The sequence below is a fragment of the Streptomyces sp. NBC_01384 genome (genome assembly GCF_045040035.1).
In the GTDB taxonomy this organism is placed as follows: Bacteria; Actinomycetota; Actinomycetes; order Streptomycetales; family Streptomycetaceae; genus Streptomyces.
Window position 1 is genome coordinate 8,850,899 of the sequence record NZ_CP109559.1, and the last position, 14,029, is coordinate 8,864,927.

General features: G+C 69.3%; 8 protein-coding genes and 1 pseudogene. 2 read left to right on the forward strand and 7 right to left on the reverse strand.

Annotated elements, in window-relative coordinates:
* Nucleotides 1–6 precede the first annotated feature (6 nt).
* On the reverse strand, nucleotides 7–4,728 hold the full coding sequence (pglW, locus tag OG747_RS40620; protein ID WP_405884341.1) for a BREX system serine/threonine kinase PglW: 4,722 nt from the start codon (nucleotides 4,726–4,728) through the stop codon (nucleotides 7–9).
* A gap of 1,556 nt (nucleotides 4,729–6,284) precedes the next feature.
* On the opposite strand from pglW, the gene OG747_RS40625 reads away from it, so the two are divergent.
* Nucleotides 6,285–7,181 carry a DUF5655 domain-containing protein gene (locus OG747_RS40625; protein ID WP_405884342.1) on the forward strand — a complete coding sequence of 299 codons (897 nt, stop codon included), beginning with the start codon at nucleotides 6,285–6,287 and terminating at the stop codon, nucleotides 7,179–7,181.
* 607 nt (nucleotides 7,182–7,788) lie between these two features.
* Here the strand turns inward: OG747_RS40625 and OG747_RS40630 are convergent.
* Both OG747_RS40630 and OG747_RS40635 read right to left on the reverse strand, forming a co-directional pair.
* Nucleotides 7,789–8,490: a TetR/AcrR family transcriptional regulator gene (locus OG747_RS40630; RefSeq protein ID WP_405884343.1), complete on the reverse strand. Its 702-nt coding sequence runs from the start codon at nucleotides 8,488–8,490 to the stop codon at nucleotides 7,789–7,791.
* Nucleotides 8,491–8,530: 40 nt separating this feature from the next.
* A complete protein-coding gene (locus OG747_RS40635; RefSeq protein WP_405884344.1) occupies nucleotides 8,531–9,286 on the reverse strand; it encodes an SDR family oxidoreductase in 756 nt (251 codons plus the stop codon).
* Nucleotides 9,287–9,383: 97 nt separating this feature from the next.
* Between OG747_RS40635 and OG747_RS40640 the strand changes: the two are divergent.
* Nucleotides 9,384–9,506: pseudogene (locus OG747_RS40640) on the forward strand (IS5/IS1182 family transposase); the annotation flags it as partial.
* Between the two features lie 45 nt (nucleotides 9,507–9,551).
* On the opposite strand, the gene OG747_RS40645 reads toward OG747_RS40640, so the two are convergent.
* The 4 genes from OG747_RS40645 to OG747_RS40660 are packed head-to-tail and all read right to left on the reverse strand — an operon-like array spanning nucleotide 9,552 to nucleotide 14,022.
* Complete coding sequence (locus OG747_RS40645) at nucleotides 9,552–10,475, reverse strand: bifunctional DNA primase/polymerase (RefSeq protein ID WP_405884345.1); 924 nt, start codon at nucleotides 10,473–10,475, stop codon at nucleotides 9,552–9,554.
* A 51-nt stretch (nucleotides 10,476–10,526) separates the two neighbouring features.
* The gene (locus OG747_RS40650) at nucleotides 10,527–11,798 is read right to left on the reverse strand and encodes a DNA cytosine methyltransferase (RefSeq protein WP_405884346.1); all 1,272 of its coding nucleotides are present in this window, start codon (nucleotides 11,796–11,798) and stop codon (nucleotides 10,527–10,529) included.
* Nucleotides 11,795–12,232 carry a hypothetical protein gene (locus tag OG747_RS40655; protein WP_405884347.1) on the reverse strand — a complete coding sequence of 146 codons (438 nt, stop codon included), beginning with the start codon at nucleotides 12,230–12,232 and terminating at the stop codon, nucleotides 11,795–11,797. Before OG747_RS40655 ends, OG747_RS40650 begins: the two co-directional genes overlap by 4 nt.
* Nucleotides 12,229–14,022: a type IV secretory system conjugative DNA transfer family protein gene (locus tag OG747_RS40660; RefSeq protein WP_405884348.1), complete on the reverse strand. Its 1,794-nt coding sequence runs from the start codon at nucleotides 14,020–14,022 to the stop codon at nucleotides 12,229–12,231. The genes OG747_RS40655 and OG747_RS40660 overlap by 4 nt, the downstream gene beginning before the upstream one ends.
* Nucleotides 14,023–14,029: the final 7 nt, after the last annotated feature.

A 14,029-nucleotide genomic window follows, 5' to 3' on the forward strand; every position in this document is an offset into this window, starting at 1 on the left:
CGAGGGTCAGGCGTCAAGTGCGAGGTGCTTGCGGGCGACCCAGGCATCCGGCACGACGATCCACTCGTCGAACCCCGCCTGGTACGGAACACTTTGCCCGGCCAACCGCGGCGCCCGTGCCGGATCGGACTGTGCGACGAGAAGCCACAGCGGGTTGCCGCCCTGCCGTGCCTCCTCCGCGAGCCGCCCCAGCAGGTCCAGCGCGTCGTACCGAGCCAGGACCGTGGTGTCGGTGAGCAGCAGCGGACCGCGCGCCTCCGCCAGCCGCTCCCGCAGCCGCGGCTCGATCCGCCCCCACGCCTTGTCGGTGCGGATGCGCAGCTGCTGATGGGGCCGACTGCCCGGTTCGGCGGCGTCCGCCTTGAGGACGGTCTCCCAGGTGGGACGGGCAGCCTCGCCGACCACGCTGCGCAGTTCGTCCACGAACAGCCCAGTCAGGGATACCGGCCGAGCGCCGAACGGCTCACCGGTCAGCCAGCGCACCGCGTCCTCGGCCCGTCGCTGTGGCACGGTGAGGACCCGGAAGCCGTCCTGTCGCGCCGAGTGTGTAAGCCGCTGGTTGGCCTTGACGGCGGCGGCGACGGCCGCGTCCGCGTCGTACTGGGTGGGTGCGGAGCGACGTGCTGCTGAGGCGCCCCAACTCGCCGAAGTCAGCCCGGCGGTGGCGTCCCCGGACCGGCGGTCAGGGACGAGACGCAGGACCTTGTCGTAGCGGGTGGCCAGCTTCAGCTCGAAGCCGGCCTCCTTGAGAGCGCGGACCAGGGCGCTTCCCGTGGGCAGCTCGCGCGGCACCAGTGGATCCGTACCCAGGTCGGGGAAGCGGGTCGCGACCCGCTTGTGCAGAGCGTCCACGGTCAGGCCCGGAAGGCGGTCTTCCTCGACGCCGGGCTGCACGGCGACCACACCGGCCTGGGTGATCCTCAGCGCGCGTACCAGGTCCAGGTCGCGCGGGTAGATTTCCAGGCGCGGGGTGAGCGCGGCTCGGGTCGAGGCGGCGACCGCGATCTCGGCGGTGCGCCGCTCATCCCAGCCCAGGCTGCCCAGCGGCCGGCGCACCGCGTCCAGTTCGGTGAGGACCGTACTCGCCGTCGGCAGGGACTCGAGCGCCGCGAGCCGGTCGGCACGTGCGCCCAGGTTCAGCGCGTACTCCTGCAGGGCGGGCAGTGATGGGGTGTCCGGCCCGTCCACGCCCTCCCGGACGTCCAGGGCGAGCAGGCCGATCACCGGGTCGGCGCCCTTGGGCATCCGAGCGTGGAAGTAGCGGAAGAGCTGCGGGGACTCGTCGTCCCCACTTTCGCGCTCCACCAGCGCTCGGCTCTCGCGTTCCACCAACGCCCGCAACAGAGAGAGCGCGAGCGCACGCCGGTCGCGCCGCTCCACGTGCTGGGTGCCGCGCCGGACGATCAGTGCATCGGCAAGTTCGATCACCGGAGCGACCCGGCCGCGCTCGGCGAGCAGCTCCACCAGCTCATCGCGCAGCAGCCCGAGGGCGGCATCCTCGTACCAGCGCTCGCGTGCCTTCTTCACGATCTGCGGGATACGGCCTGCGGTCAGGCCCACGGCTTCGGCGACGTCCCGCTGGCGCACCCACGCGAGGCCGCCGGGCAGTCGCCCCTCGTCGTCGGGCAGGCGAAGGAGCAGGCGTACGGCTTCACGCTCCTTGGCGTTGGAACGGGCGTTGCCACCGGACGGCCTCGGCACCAGACGAGCGGCGAGCGCGTCCAGGCTCAGGCCGCTCAGCACCTGCGGGGCAGTGACGTCCACACCGGCCGCGGCGATTGCGTCGGCGGCTGCCCGTTCCAGGGCGGTGCGCTCCTGGTTTGCAGCCTTGAGGGCTGCTGCGCTCAGCGGTGAGGGTGCAGCCTTGCCGAGCCGGACGTTCCACTCCTTCTGCCGGCGTTGGATCTCCTCGCGGGTGCGCGAGCCCATGCCCGGTGCGGTGAGGAACTTCTTGGCCGAGTACTCCAGGACGTCCCCGACGTTGTTGAGCCCCATCGCGAACAGCTGCGACTGTGCGGAGACCGTCAGACCGGCCACCGACAGTGGCGTCTTCCGGTCGGCGCGCTCTGCCTGCTGGTCGCGGACCTGCTCGGCGGAGACGTCGTCGTCCTCCCGCCCGATCCGAGGCTCCGTCGCAGGCTGGGCGACCGCGTCGGCACCGCCCTTCGCACCGCGACTCGGCTTCTCACTGTGCCCAGAGCTTGGCGCCGTCGTGCGCTGTGCATCCAGGAAGATGCGCTGCCAGGCACGCTCCATCGGCTTGAGGTCCGAGAAGCGGTCCTTCACGTCCCGGGCCAGAGCCTTGCGGAAGAACGCCACCAGTCCGTCGCGGACGGCCGGTTCGAAGGCGTCGGCTGCGAGCTGCGGAAATGGCCACTCCTTCGCATCCGTCTGTCGCGGGGTGACCGAACCGTCGCCCCAGCGGGGCAATTCGTTCGCCGCCATCTCGTGCAGCGTCACGGCCAGCGCGTACCGCTCGGCATGCCCGTCGTACGATCCGCGTGTGATGATCCCGACGAAGGGGTCGAGGTAGCCCTCGGTGCCCGCCTCGATTTCCTTCGCGGGATATCCGGCCAGTGAGAAGTCGATCAGCACCAGCTGGCGGGTGCCGTTGGGGCGGATGCGGATCGCGATGTTGTCCGGCTTCAGGTCCCGGTGCCAGATGCCCTCGGCCTCCAGGTGCTCTACCGCGCCGAACAGGTACTTCCCGTACGCCTCCAACTGGTCCATGCCCAGGCGGCCGTTGTCCCGCAGCTGGCGGGCCACGGTGTCCTCACGGCGGCGCGGCCCCTTGTCGGCGCTCGCGTCCTGGTCCTTCAACTCCCGGCTGTCGCCGACGTAGTCCAGGACCAGAACTCGCCGCCCGGCCAGCGTGAGCGGCTCCCGCTCGTACAGCGCGATGATGCTGGAGTCCCGGTGGATACGGCCCAGGACGTCCGCCTCGCGGTCCAGGACCGTATGCTTGGCCTCACTCAGTGCGACCTTCAGCACTGCCACCGGCAGGGCGCCGCTCCGCCGCGGCTCGCCCTCCAGGTCCCGCACCAAGAACGCCCGCGAAGTCGAGCCCGTACCGAGTCGGCGAACGACCTCCCAGCGCCTGCCCAGCACATCCCCGGCCACTGCCTCCAGCGGATCCTTCTCCGGTTTGGTCTGCTCCTCGCCGTCGCTCGCAGCCGACCCGCCGTTCCCATCCCCACCTGCGCCGGCCGCAGCGTCCGAGCTGTCCGCGATCTCCTCGACGAACGCCTGCTCGACGTACTCCAGCATTTCCAGGAAGTCGTCGACGGTGGACAGCCGCCGTCCCGGCTCGTATGCGGTGGAAGCCTCCACCAGATCGTCGACATCCGGATGCAGTCCGTCGACCAGCGCGCTCGGACGCAGAGTCTCGCCGCCTTCCAGGCGCGCCATGACCTCGCTCTGGCTCGCACCCGGTGCCTGCCCGGTGACCAGCAGATACGTGAGCACACCGAGGCCGTACACATCGAGCCGTACCGGATCGGCCTTCGGGATCCTCAGCTCCGGTGCCAGATACGGATCGGCCTGGCCCGAGACATGGACGCCCGACACATTCGTCGGAGCCAGAGTCAGCGGCCGGCCACGACTCACGCTCTGCCCGGTGGCGATCTGCCAGTCCGCGATCTGCGGCCACGGCCGCAGCCAACGCTGCTCCTCGCCGAGCTCCCGCCCACGTGGACCGCGGTCACGCGGAATCACATGCACCGAGTGTGCGGACAGCGTCCGGTGATGGATCCGCCGCGAGTGGGCGGAACGCACCGTCTCCGCCAGCTGCCGCACCAGTGCGAGTCGGCCCTGCAGGTCGAGGCGCTCTCCGTGCTGCACCAGATAGTCGTCCAGGCGCAGGGTCTCCGGGTGGTAGTCGAAGAGAATCGCCGGCCCAGCCGGATGACCCGAAGGTAGATAGGTCTTCAGCTGTACGGCGCCCGGGTGTTTGAACCGGCTGAGAATTGCGGCCTCACGGGCGGCGGCCCGCTCCACCGAGCGCCGCTCCTCGTCGGAGGCCCCGCGCTCACTAAGGAAGACCCGCACCCGCGCCAGGTCCTGCAGCTGAGAGTGGCGGCCCAGATAGTCGGCCCACGTAGGCCCGGAGTCGAACGCCTTCGCGTCCAGGAGATAGGAGCCCACATCGTGCTGGCGGCGGATCGGCGCGATGCGGAGCTGTTTCAGGGCCGCGTCGACTCGGCGGGACGTCTCGGCAGTGATCCGGCGACGACCGTCGCCGGGCGGCACGGCCAGCATCTCCACCAGCTTCTTGACGGTGAAGACACCGTTCATGTCGGCTGCCGGAAGCTGTACCTGCAGCCGGTCGTCGGTGAAGCAGACCGCTTCACCGACCCAGATCCGCGACCGGTCCCCTGGACGGCCGGCGACCCCGTTGACCAGGCCCGCCAACTCCTTGGCCTTCTGGTTCGACAGATGCAGGGGATTGCCATGCCGACGGGTGGTGCCGTTGGGCGTGGTCTGCACCCAGTCATTGCCACCGCCGTGGACTGAGCCGTGCCAGTCCTTCAGCTCAACCAGGAAGACTCCGGCCGGCGCGACCACCAGAAGGTCCACTTCGCGGACGTGCCCGCTGTTCGCGGTGAACGAGAAGTTCGACCAGGCCCGCCACGGCTCCTCGTCCAGCAAGCGCTTGCGGATCGCCTCAAGACCTCGGCGCTCGTGCTCGTACCCGGACTCGGTGACCGTCGTCCACCGGCCATCCAGCATGCGGCTCCCCGTCCCCGTCTCTGTCTGCTCGCGGGTGCTTTTGCCTGCTGCCTTCTTGTCGACTCGTTCAGGAAGCCAGGCTCGACCCTCGGGCGCGATTCTAGTGGGCGGGACTGACAACCAGAGTGGGGCGAATTCGTTATGACAAAGGACTTACGGCCTGGCCGATCGGCCCAGGGGTACCTCGCGTGGCGCTCCGAATCCCGCTTCATGGCGAGCATGGCGTCACGCGGCAGCGCTACGGCTTTGCAGGCCGCAGTTCTCGGTGACAGGTAGACGCCAAGGTCGACCCGGCAGCGCCATGGCACCCCACCGACAGCGCGGACCGTTCAGGCCGAGCGCTCCTGGGGCGGCCCCGATGGGCAGCCCCGTGCGAGGGCCTTGCTACCGGTGCTTGCTTACGTGCGTAACCACGCTCATGCCTGCACCAAAAGTGAATGCCAGGGCAGCCGCACCGGACGCGGCAGCGGTGAACGGAGCCTGCCCGAGAACGGCGGAGCCGATCCCGATGGCGAGCCCAGTGACCATGGAGGTCAGAGCTACGACGACAACGTGGTAGATGCGGTGGTCGCAGGTAGAAGCGGGTGCAGTCAAGGGAGCCCTCCGGAACTTCGACAGAGCGCCGTCACAGAGCCGGGGCAGGTGTCAACCCACCGCCGGATCGGGGTCACGGCGTCGCCGCCCAACGGGCGTCGCCATAGGAGAGCGCCGGCCAGGCGCCCCTATAGGCTCGCGGTCATCCCGCCGCGATAGCTGACTCCCTGCATCGACGCACCCTGCCTTCCGAGATCTCGACAACTGCAACCATCGTAGCCAATCCCTCTGACAATCAAGCGGGTTGGTGGCAGTTGCCCCAGAGGAAAGGTCCCAGCTCTAGGAAAGCTCCCGACGAGGTCGACGCCCCTGTAGTCGGCCTGCCAGGAACCAGCCTCCGAGCGGCAGACGTTGTCTCACGTCGCGAGTGGCTGGAAGCGGCCCGCAAGGTCCACTGCAGAGCGGTTTGGCTTCTAGCCCTGGATACAATCGGGGAGTTTTCGACTCTGTCTGTTGTAGACCCGCAGGTGTATTCAGTCGACTGCCCGGCATGACGAGGCCAACTCGGCGCGCGCACCCGGACCATCGTGCAGCGAAGAGCCCGCTGAAATAGAATCCCCGCAGTCCGGGCTGCTGGCGAAATGGCATCAGCGCGAGGGAGGACGTGGTATTGGGTATCCGCAGCGAGTTTCCTCGTTCTCATTGCTGAATAGCCTTGAGTTCTCTCGTAGGGTGATCGGCCCTGCGGGCGACTGTGCGCGACAGAGCAGGCGCTTAGAAGGCACGTGCTCTATCCACTGAGCTACGGGGGCTGACCTGCGTAAACGCAGCTTCCGGGCGCTGTCCCCCGGGTCGCGGGGGACGTATGGGGGAATCACGGATTCCCGGTGATCGGGGGACGCGAGCGCTCTCCGGCCGGGCCGTACGTAGGATCTCACACCATCTTCACGCCTCCGTAGCCTCTCGCGGAAACAATCCCGCACTCCAGCGGCGTTGGTGATCTCCGAGCCGAGGAGGGGAAGGTGTCGGGCCTGAAGCTGTTTCGCACGGACACGACGAATGGCGGCGTGACTGAGGTCACGCCGCGTCTTGCTGAGGTTGAGGCTGATGTGCAGGGCCTCGTCGAGGCGCACATGGAGACGCTGCTGGGCGCCCGGTTCCTGGCGAGCGAGTACAGCACCGGGCCGGTCCACGGGGGCCGAATCGACTTGCTCGGGTTGGACGAGAACGGGTCGCCGGTCATCGTCGAGACCAAGCGCGGCGTCGATCCCGGCGTCATCCACCAGGGCTTGTTCTACCTCTCGTGGCTGATGGACCACCGGGCCGAGTTCGAGCACCTGGTCCGCGACCGGCTCGGAGCAACGGCCGCGTCCCAGGTGCTGTGGAGCGGCCCGCGCCTGATCTGTATCGCCGGCGACTTCACCCGCTACGACGTGCACGCCGTACGCGAGCACCGCAGGTCGATCGACCTGGTCCGCTACCGGCTCTTCGGCAGCGACCTGCTCGGGCTTGAGACCGTGGCCTCCGTGAGCGGCGGCATGCAGGTGGCCCGCCGGGCACGGCGGCAGCCAGTTGCCCGGGCAGCGGCCGATGTCCAGGGTGCGGCGATGATGGAGTTGGCGAACGCTGTCGACGAGGTTCTGCTCGGGCTCGGGGACGGCGTGAACCGCGTGGAGCGCAAGACCTACCGGGCCTATCAGCGGCTGCGGAACTTCGCCTGCCTGTGCCCGCCGCAGCGCACCAAGCTCCTGGTCTACCTGAAGGTCGACCCGAAGGACGTCGACCTCGTTCCGGGCTTCACCCGGGACGTGTCCGGTCTCGGCCACCACGGGACGGGCGACCTGGAGGTCCAGCTTCGTACGCCGAGGGACGTGGAGCGGGCGCAGGATCTGTTCCGGGCGAGCTACGCGGCGGCGTGAGTCGATGCCGCTGCCTGTCACCTGGCGGGCTGCGCTTCGTGCTGTATCTGCGGTCGTGGGCGTGGGCCTTTCGACGGTCGGGCAGGGGGTGGCGGTGGACTATCTATGGTCCGCGGGATCGCCGGTTTGGCCAACCGGCGATCCCGCGCTATGTTGCCCCGCTCGTGCGGGCCGATGATCAGCGCGAACGGCTGACGGGGCGGCTGGCCGTGACCGCCGGAGTTGCCGGCCCTTTGGCGGCGAGGCGGGTCTGGTGCTCGCGGCCCGGCCGGGCCTGGCGCGTGCCGGTCTCGTGGGCGAGGGTCGGGTGAAAACTGCGCTGAATCCGCTGCGTTGTTCCGCCACAGTGGGAGGCGTCTCGCTCCGGGGGCGGAACGGAGCATGGCATCCAGGGCGTCGCGCTGGGATCGGGACATGTGAAACCTCCATCGGTCAGAAGGTCAGCACCGTCGCAGCAGGGCAGGCATCGCCCCGGGTTCGCACGTGCTGGAGGATCTCGTCGATCACTGGTCGATGCTCGCGTCACCGGGCACAACGCCGGAGGTGTACGCCAGCGGTACCGGGAGGGCACGTGCAGCACCTGTCCCGGTAGGGGGACGTATCGGGGTTATGGCAGCTGAACCGGTGGTCCGGGGCTGTAGCGGTTGAGCATGAGGGCAACGGCTTCGTCCACGATCGTGGTGTCGGTGGGGTCGGGCGGGACGAAGTCGGTCCGTACGAGTTGAGGCCACAGGAGCTGGCTGCAGATCATGCCGAGGAACTGTTCGGCCACTGCGGATGCCGACTGGGGCTGTCCGTCGGCCGAACGGAAGTCGAGGGTGCCGGCCTGTGCTTCGGCGTCCAGGTAGTCGCGGAGCCGGTCGAAGAAGGGTCCGCGGTCGATGGCGAAGCCGGTGCCGACGATGTCGGCGAGTTCCGGCATCTGGGGAAGTTCGGTGATGATGAGGCGGCACAGCGCTGCCGTGCCGGGCCGCGCGACCAGGCAGGCGTAGTCGCGGCCGATGTGGTCCAGACCGAACCGGGGATCACCGGGCGGGGGCGGCGCGGCGTACTCCACATCCAGCTGCCATTGCTCGGAGGTGACGGCCGCGAACAGTGCTGCCTTGGTGGGGTACCGCTTGAAGAGGGTGCCGGTGGAGACACGGGCCTGCCTGGCGATCTGGGCGAGGGAGGTCTTGTCGTATCCCCGGGCGAGGAAGAGGTCGCGGGCGGCGCGGATGATGCGCGCGCGGTTCTCCTCTTTGATTTGCGCGTGATACCCGGTCTGGCACGTGTCGCCACCGGTTTCCGCTCGGCCCGCCACCGACATACCCACGCCTCTCGCCCATCTCCCGGCCGCGTCCTTGCTGTCAGAGGACGGTTTGGCCTCCGTCCAGGATAAGGTCCTGGCCCACAGCGAAGGCGGAGACATCGGAGGCCAGATACACGATGGCTTCCGCGACCTCCTCCGGCAGTCCCATGCGACCCAGCGGGATGCCGGCGCTGATCCCCTCCAAGACCGCCGCCTGCACCGCGGGGTCCTCGATCCCGAGCTTGGAGTAGAGCGGGGTGTCCACCGGGCCGGGACTGACCGCGTTGAACCGGATGCCGTGCGACTTGAGCAGGTCCGCGTTCCACGACCGCATCAGGGAGCTGACAGCCGCCTTCGTCGCAGCATAGGCGTTCGCCTGCCCGTAGCCGCCGTGCACGCTGGCGGACGCGTTGAGGATGACCGAGGACGGGTTGGCCAGCACCGGCACCAGGGCCTGCGTGAGGAAGAAGACGCTCTTGACGTTGATGTCGAAGAGCCGGTCGTAGCTGTCCTCCGTGTGGTCCTCGAACGCCCGCCAGTCCGAGACGCCGGCGTTCAGGAACGCCACGTCCAGCTCCCCGAAGTGCTCACGCACCTGCTTGGCCAGGCCGCGCTGCGCATCGAGATCGCGTGCGTCGGCCTGCACCACCGGCACCTTGTCCCCGAGGATCTGCCGCGCCTTGTCGATGCTGGCCGGGGTGACGCCGGTGACCAGCACGTCGGCCCCCTCCGCGATGAAACGCTGCGCGGTCGCCAGACCGATCCCGCTCGTGCCGCCGGTGATGAGGGCACGCTTGCCCGCAAGACGAGTCATGTTCATTGTTCCTTGCCGAGTCGTAAGGTAAGTCGATGGACTCACCTTCTGAAGGTAGCTCCCGCATCACCCATAAGGCAAGTCGATCCACTTACCTCTCCCGTGCTACCTGCCGCAGAAGAGCGCGACGTACTACTACTTCGCCGCCTGGCGGGACGACGGGACGGACCAGGTCATCCATGAACTCCCGCGCTGCCAGATCCGTGAAGGCGCGCGGCGATGAGAGGACCCGACCCTGGGGCGCTTGTCGAGGTGGCCAAAGGGGTCAGGGCTGGAGCGGGGCATGGAGGGCTCGGGACGCAGGTCGTGATGGCCTGGGCGCCGCGGGCCTGGTTACAGGGCTGGGGTGGGCGCGATTGCGTGCGCTGGCGATGGTGCGGGCGGCGCCGCGTTCGGGGTGGCCGGCGTCGATGGCGGCTTGAAGCAGGGCATCGGCGGCGGCGTCGGGTTCGTTGGCTGCTTCGTAGGCGCGGCAGGCCGCCCAGTACAGGCGGTTGTTGAGCTGTCCGTCCGGTGAGTCGCGTACGAAGCGCACGAGGGGTTCGATGCTGCGGGGCCCGATGCTGCGCGCCGGTGGGGTCGCGACCGGAGGCCGGGATGGTTGTATGAGGCGCAGCAGCGCCAATGGTGCCGGGGCGGGGTCGCTGGGGTGGCCTGGAAGCGTCTGGTAGGCGCCCTTCGGGCTGGCGGAGCCGGGGCCGACCAGGTAGCCGCCGCTGCCGCGGACGTCGATGCCGGGGCCCAGACGGCTGGCCGAGTTGGGGATGGCCGCGTCTGGGGGTGCGGCGAGCCAGAGGTGGCGGCCCCCGCTCGGGGTGGCGATGGTGACGGTATCCGGGAGGTGGAAGCCATTCTGTGTGGCCAGGTAGGTGAGGGTGGTGATGCCGTCGAGACCGTTCTTGCGATCGAGGTCGAGTCCGATCAAGTGGTGTGGGGGGCGTCCGCAGGCGATGCCGTAGCCGGTGGCGCGGCGGGCGGCCCGGAACAAGGCCCGCACGGTGTCGGAGTCGGTGGAGGCGTCGTGGACGCCGTGGCCGAACTGCCCGCACCCGCCGCGACAGTCGCGGTCGGGGTGGGGGTTGCGGATGACTGGCTGCTTGAGTGGCCCGAGAGGGAAGACGGCCAGCCCTCGCCCGGCAGCAGTGAGGGCGTGTGCCAGTGCCGAGGACCAGGGAGTGGAGTGGTTCATAGGGGTGCCCTTTGGTGATCGTGGCGTGGGCAGAGCGCGGGCACGCAGCTGTCAGGCAGCCAGGGCGAAGTCGTCGGGGGTGAGGGTCTTGCCGAGGTGCGGTGCCAGAAGGTGGGCGGCGAGGCGTGGCGGAACGGCGTTGCCGATCTGGGAGAACTGCTGGCCTTTGTTGCCAGCCCAGGGGTAGTCGGCGGGAAAGGACTGGAGGATCCCGGCCTCGCGGGCGGTGATCCGGATCGGCTCCGGCATCACCAAGGTCGGCGCATGCTGTGGTCCTGGGGCGGCGGGTTCGGCGACCCAGGTGCATTCGTTCGCGCGGTGCCCGAAGAACAGCGTCCCGGCCGGCTCGTCCGCACGGCGGACGGTGGCGTTGGCCTGGTTGTTGCTCCGCAGGGACCACGCCCAGCGCTGTGCATCAGTGCTGCAGGCTGGCCCAGCGCGGTCGGCAGCCCGGCAGTGCGGGGTGCCGTGCCTGGCTGCCTGCCCAGGCCCTCCGTTGCGAGGCTGCGGGACGGGGCGCTCCAGCCTGGGGGTCCAGGTGCCGCGGTCGCGGGCGTCGGACAAGGTTTTGCGGGAGCCGGAGGGAAACGGCTCGGGCCCGCCGCCGGGTCCGCCGCCGGCGCAGACGGTGGGCACGGGCCGGTCGGTGGCGCCCCAGCCCAGGGCCTGGGCCATGCTGACCCAGCGGGCGCGGCCCGGCCCGAACAACGACTCCGGCTCGGCGACCTGGGCGTGCGTCGGCGGGGGCGGCTGAGCGGTTGAGATACGGGAGGCGAGCAGGATCGCCCGCCGCCTCGTCTGTGGTACCCCGTAGTCGGCCGCGTTCAAGATCCCGGTCCACACCGAGAAGCCCCAGGTACGCAGGATGGCCGCGTACTGCCGCCACAGCGGAAGGACGTCAGGGACCTCCTCCATGGCCACCCACTCGGGCTCGCCCGTGGCGTTGAGGGCGTGCAGATAGCGCATGGGCTCGGCGGCCAAAAGCGAGCGCTCGTCCCGGCAGGCGCCCAGCAGCTGCTCGCGGGTGTCCCGGCCGGCGGCGAGGTCCGCGACCGCCTGGTGCACCAGCGGCTGGTCCAGCAGACCGAGGCGTTTGCCGGCCATCGACCACGCCTGGCACGGAGGCGACGCGATCAACCCCAGAACACGCCCGGAGAAGATCCAGACCGGATACCGGGCCACATCGGTCCGAATGGTCAACTGTCCCGCGGCAGCGCGGGTTTTGCAGGCCCACTCGTCCCATTCCAGACCTACGTCGCGCGCTCCGAGCACGTTGAGAGCGTGGCTCCAACCACCCGGTCCAGCAAATAGATCAAGTATCAACAGGTCAACCCGAAGTCGTCCTGCGAAACCGCCGGTTCGCTGCCCCGGCAGGCCCAGGGAGAACACCCGTCAGGAACGCCTTCTTCCAGTTGCTCTGCGTTCTCTTCGGCACCGAGTTCCTGCTGGAGCACGGCCCATTCGGCGGCGGCGTCCTGGGCGGCCTTGGCGATCTGCGCGACTTGGTGCAGGAGCAGCAAGTCCGGAGGTGAGGGCCGCGACGCCTGTGGGCTGAGGGCGAGAAACAGCCGCAGGGCGGTGCTGGAGAGTTGCTGGGCGTCGGTGATCCGAGCGGCCAGTGTGGATGCGCCGCGGCTGGCGGCGCCGACGGCGAAGATCTGCCTTGCGGGCGGCGGGTGGTGGCGGTGCCAGGTCCGCACGAAGTCCTTTGCCTGGCGTGATCGGACGGGCACCAGGTGCAGCGGGGCGTCGCTCATGCGGCCTTCCCGAAGTCGGACTGTGTCGGCGTGTGCTTGGCGACGGCGCGGGCGGTGATTGCTTGTGACGCGCGGGCGGACGCCGCGGACAGTTCCTCCGCGCCGGGCTCCCGGTACCACGGCCGGAGGTCGAGCATGGCGGCGCGCATGCCGGTGGCGAAGCAGAGCGCGGTTCCCTTGGGCAGGGCGCGGATCGCGTCGGCGGGCAGGATCCGTTCCTGCCGCATCGACACCGACGTGCTCTTGCCGGACTCCGAGTGCGAGGTGGACGTGGTCTCCACGTCGTGGTCGCCGATCAGGCGGCTGAGCTTGTCGGCGAAGTCGGGGTCGTCGATGCCGCTGCCGATAACCTTGACGGTCGAGGCGGACCACATGGCGTCCATGCCCGCGTCCCCCCATACCTTCTGGCCCTGGCGGTAGGACTGCAGGATGGTGATCGGGATGATCCCGCGGCTGCCGAGGTGCGAGTACAAGTCGGGCAAGTCTGAGATTTTGCAGACGTTGGCGGCCTCGTCGAGGATCGCCAGCATGGGCGGATCCAGGCGCCCGCCGGCGCGTTCGGCCTGCGCGGTCGCGGCCCGCATCACCGAATCGGCGCACGCCGCGATCAGCGCCGAGGCCCCGCCTCCGCCGTCCTTGCTGAGCAGGAACAGCGTGTCGGTGGACGTGACGAACCGCTCCGGCCGGAATTCCGGGACGTCCTTCTGCGGCGTCACCCACGCGGCTATTTCCGCGTTCAGGAGCGCGGAGGCGTACTGCCGGGCGGTCTCGTAGATGCCGTCCCGGGTCTCCGGCGGCCCCTCCACAGTCCCCTTGAGCTGAGCGGCGACCGCGGCGAAACCGTGGTCACGCAGGATGTCCAGCGGAGTGCGGTCGGCAGGGAAGGCGAGCCACTGCATGATGTCGGTGATGGGCCGCTCGTCGAGCGCTGCGGCCAGCAGAAGTTGGGACAGGATGTTGCTGCCGGCCTTCGACCAGAAGTCGCCCTGCTGGGACGCATCGACGCTTGCGGCGAGGAAGTGTCCGGCGAGCCGGTTCGCCCCGTCCAGGTTTTTCGCGCTGGCGAGGGGGTTCCACCACATCTCGCGGGCGGCGTGCGCGATCTGCTGCGGGTCCATGGTCCACACCGCCCCCGCCCGGGCCCTTGCCTCGTAGGCGGTGGTGAAGGCGTCTCCGGCGGCCTTGTTCGACGTCAGCAGGACCGGACCGGGTGCGCCGAGCATGGACGGGATGGCGAGCGAGGTGGTCTTGCCGGAACGGGGCGCCATGATCGCGACGGCGACGTCCTCGAACCCCATGCGTACCTCGTGGCGGGTGCGCTGCAGGTTGCCGAGAAGGATGCCGGTGTCCTTCGCGTCGATGTGCTTGCTGTCCTTCAGGCTGGGGCGCAGGGAGCGGGCTTTGTCGGTGATCGCCTTGGCCATCAGCGGCTCGATGTCCCGGGCCTTGGCCATGTCGGTGATCTTTTTCTTCCGGCCGCCGCTTCGGTTCTTGTGCCGGGCCCACAGGACGCCCGCCCCCGCCCCGAGGGCGAGGAACAGGAGAAAGGGGATGATGCGGGCGCCGATCAGCAGGGACGTTTCGCCTGCGGCGGGCCAGACCTGCTCGGGATGGAGCAGCGCCTTGGTCGGTTGGTAGGGGGCCCAGTTGGTGCCGGTGAGGTAGGCGGTGATGTTGCCGGACAGCCAGGCCAGGTGGGACAGGGGGACGACGACGGCGAGCACGCCGAGCAGGAGGCGCAGGACGAGGTCGTATCCGTCGGTGTTGCTGCTGGAGGAGGAAGGAGGCAAGGGCTAC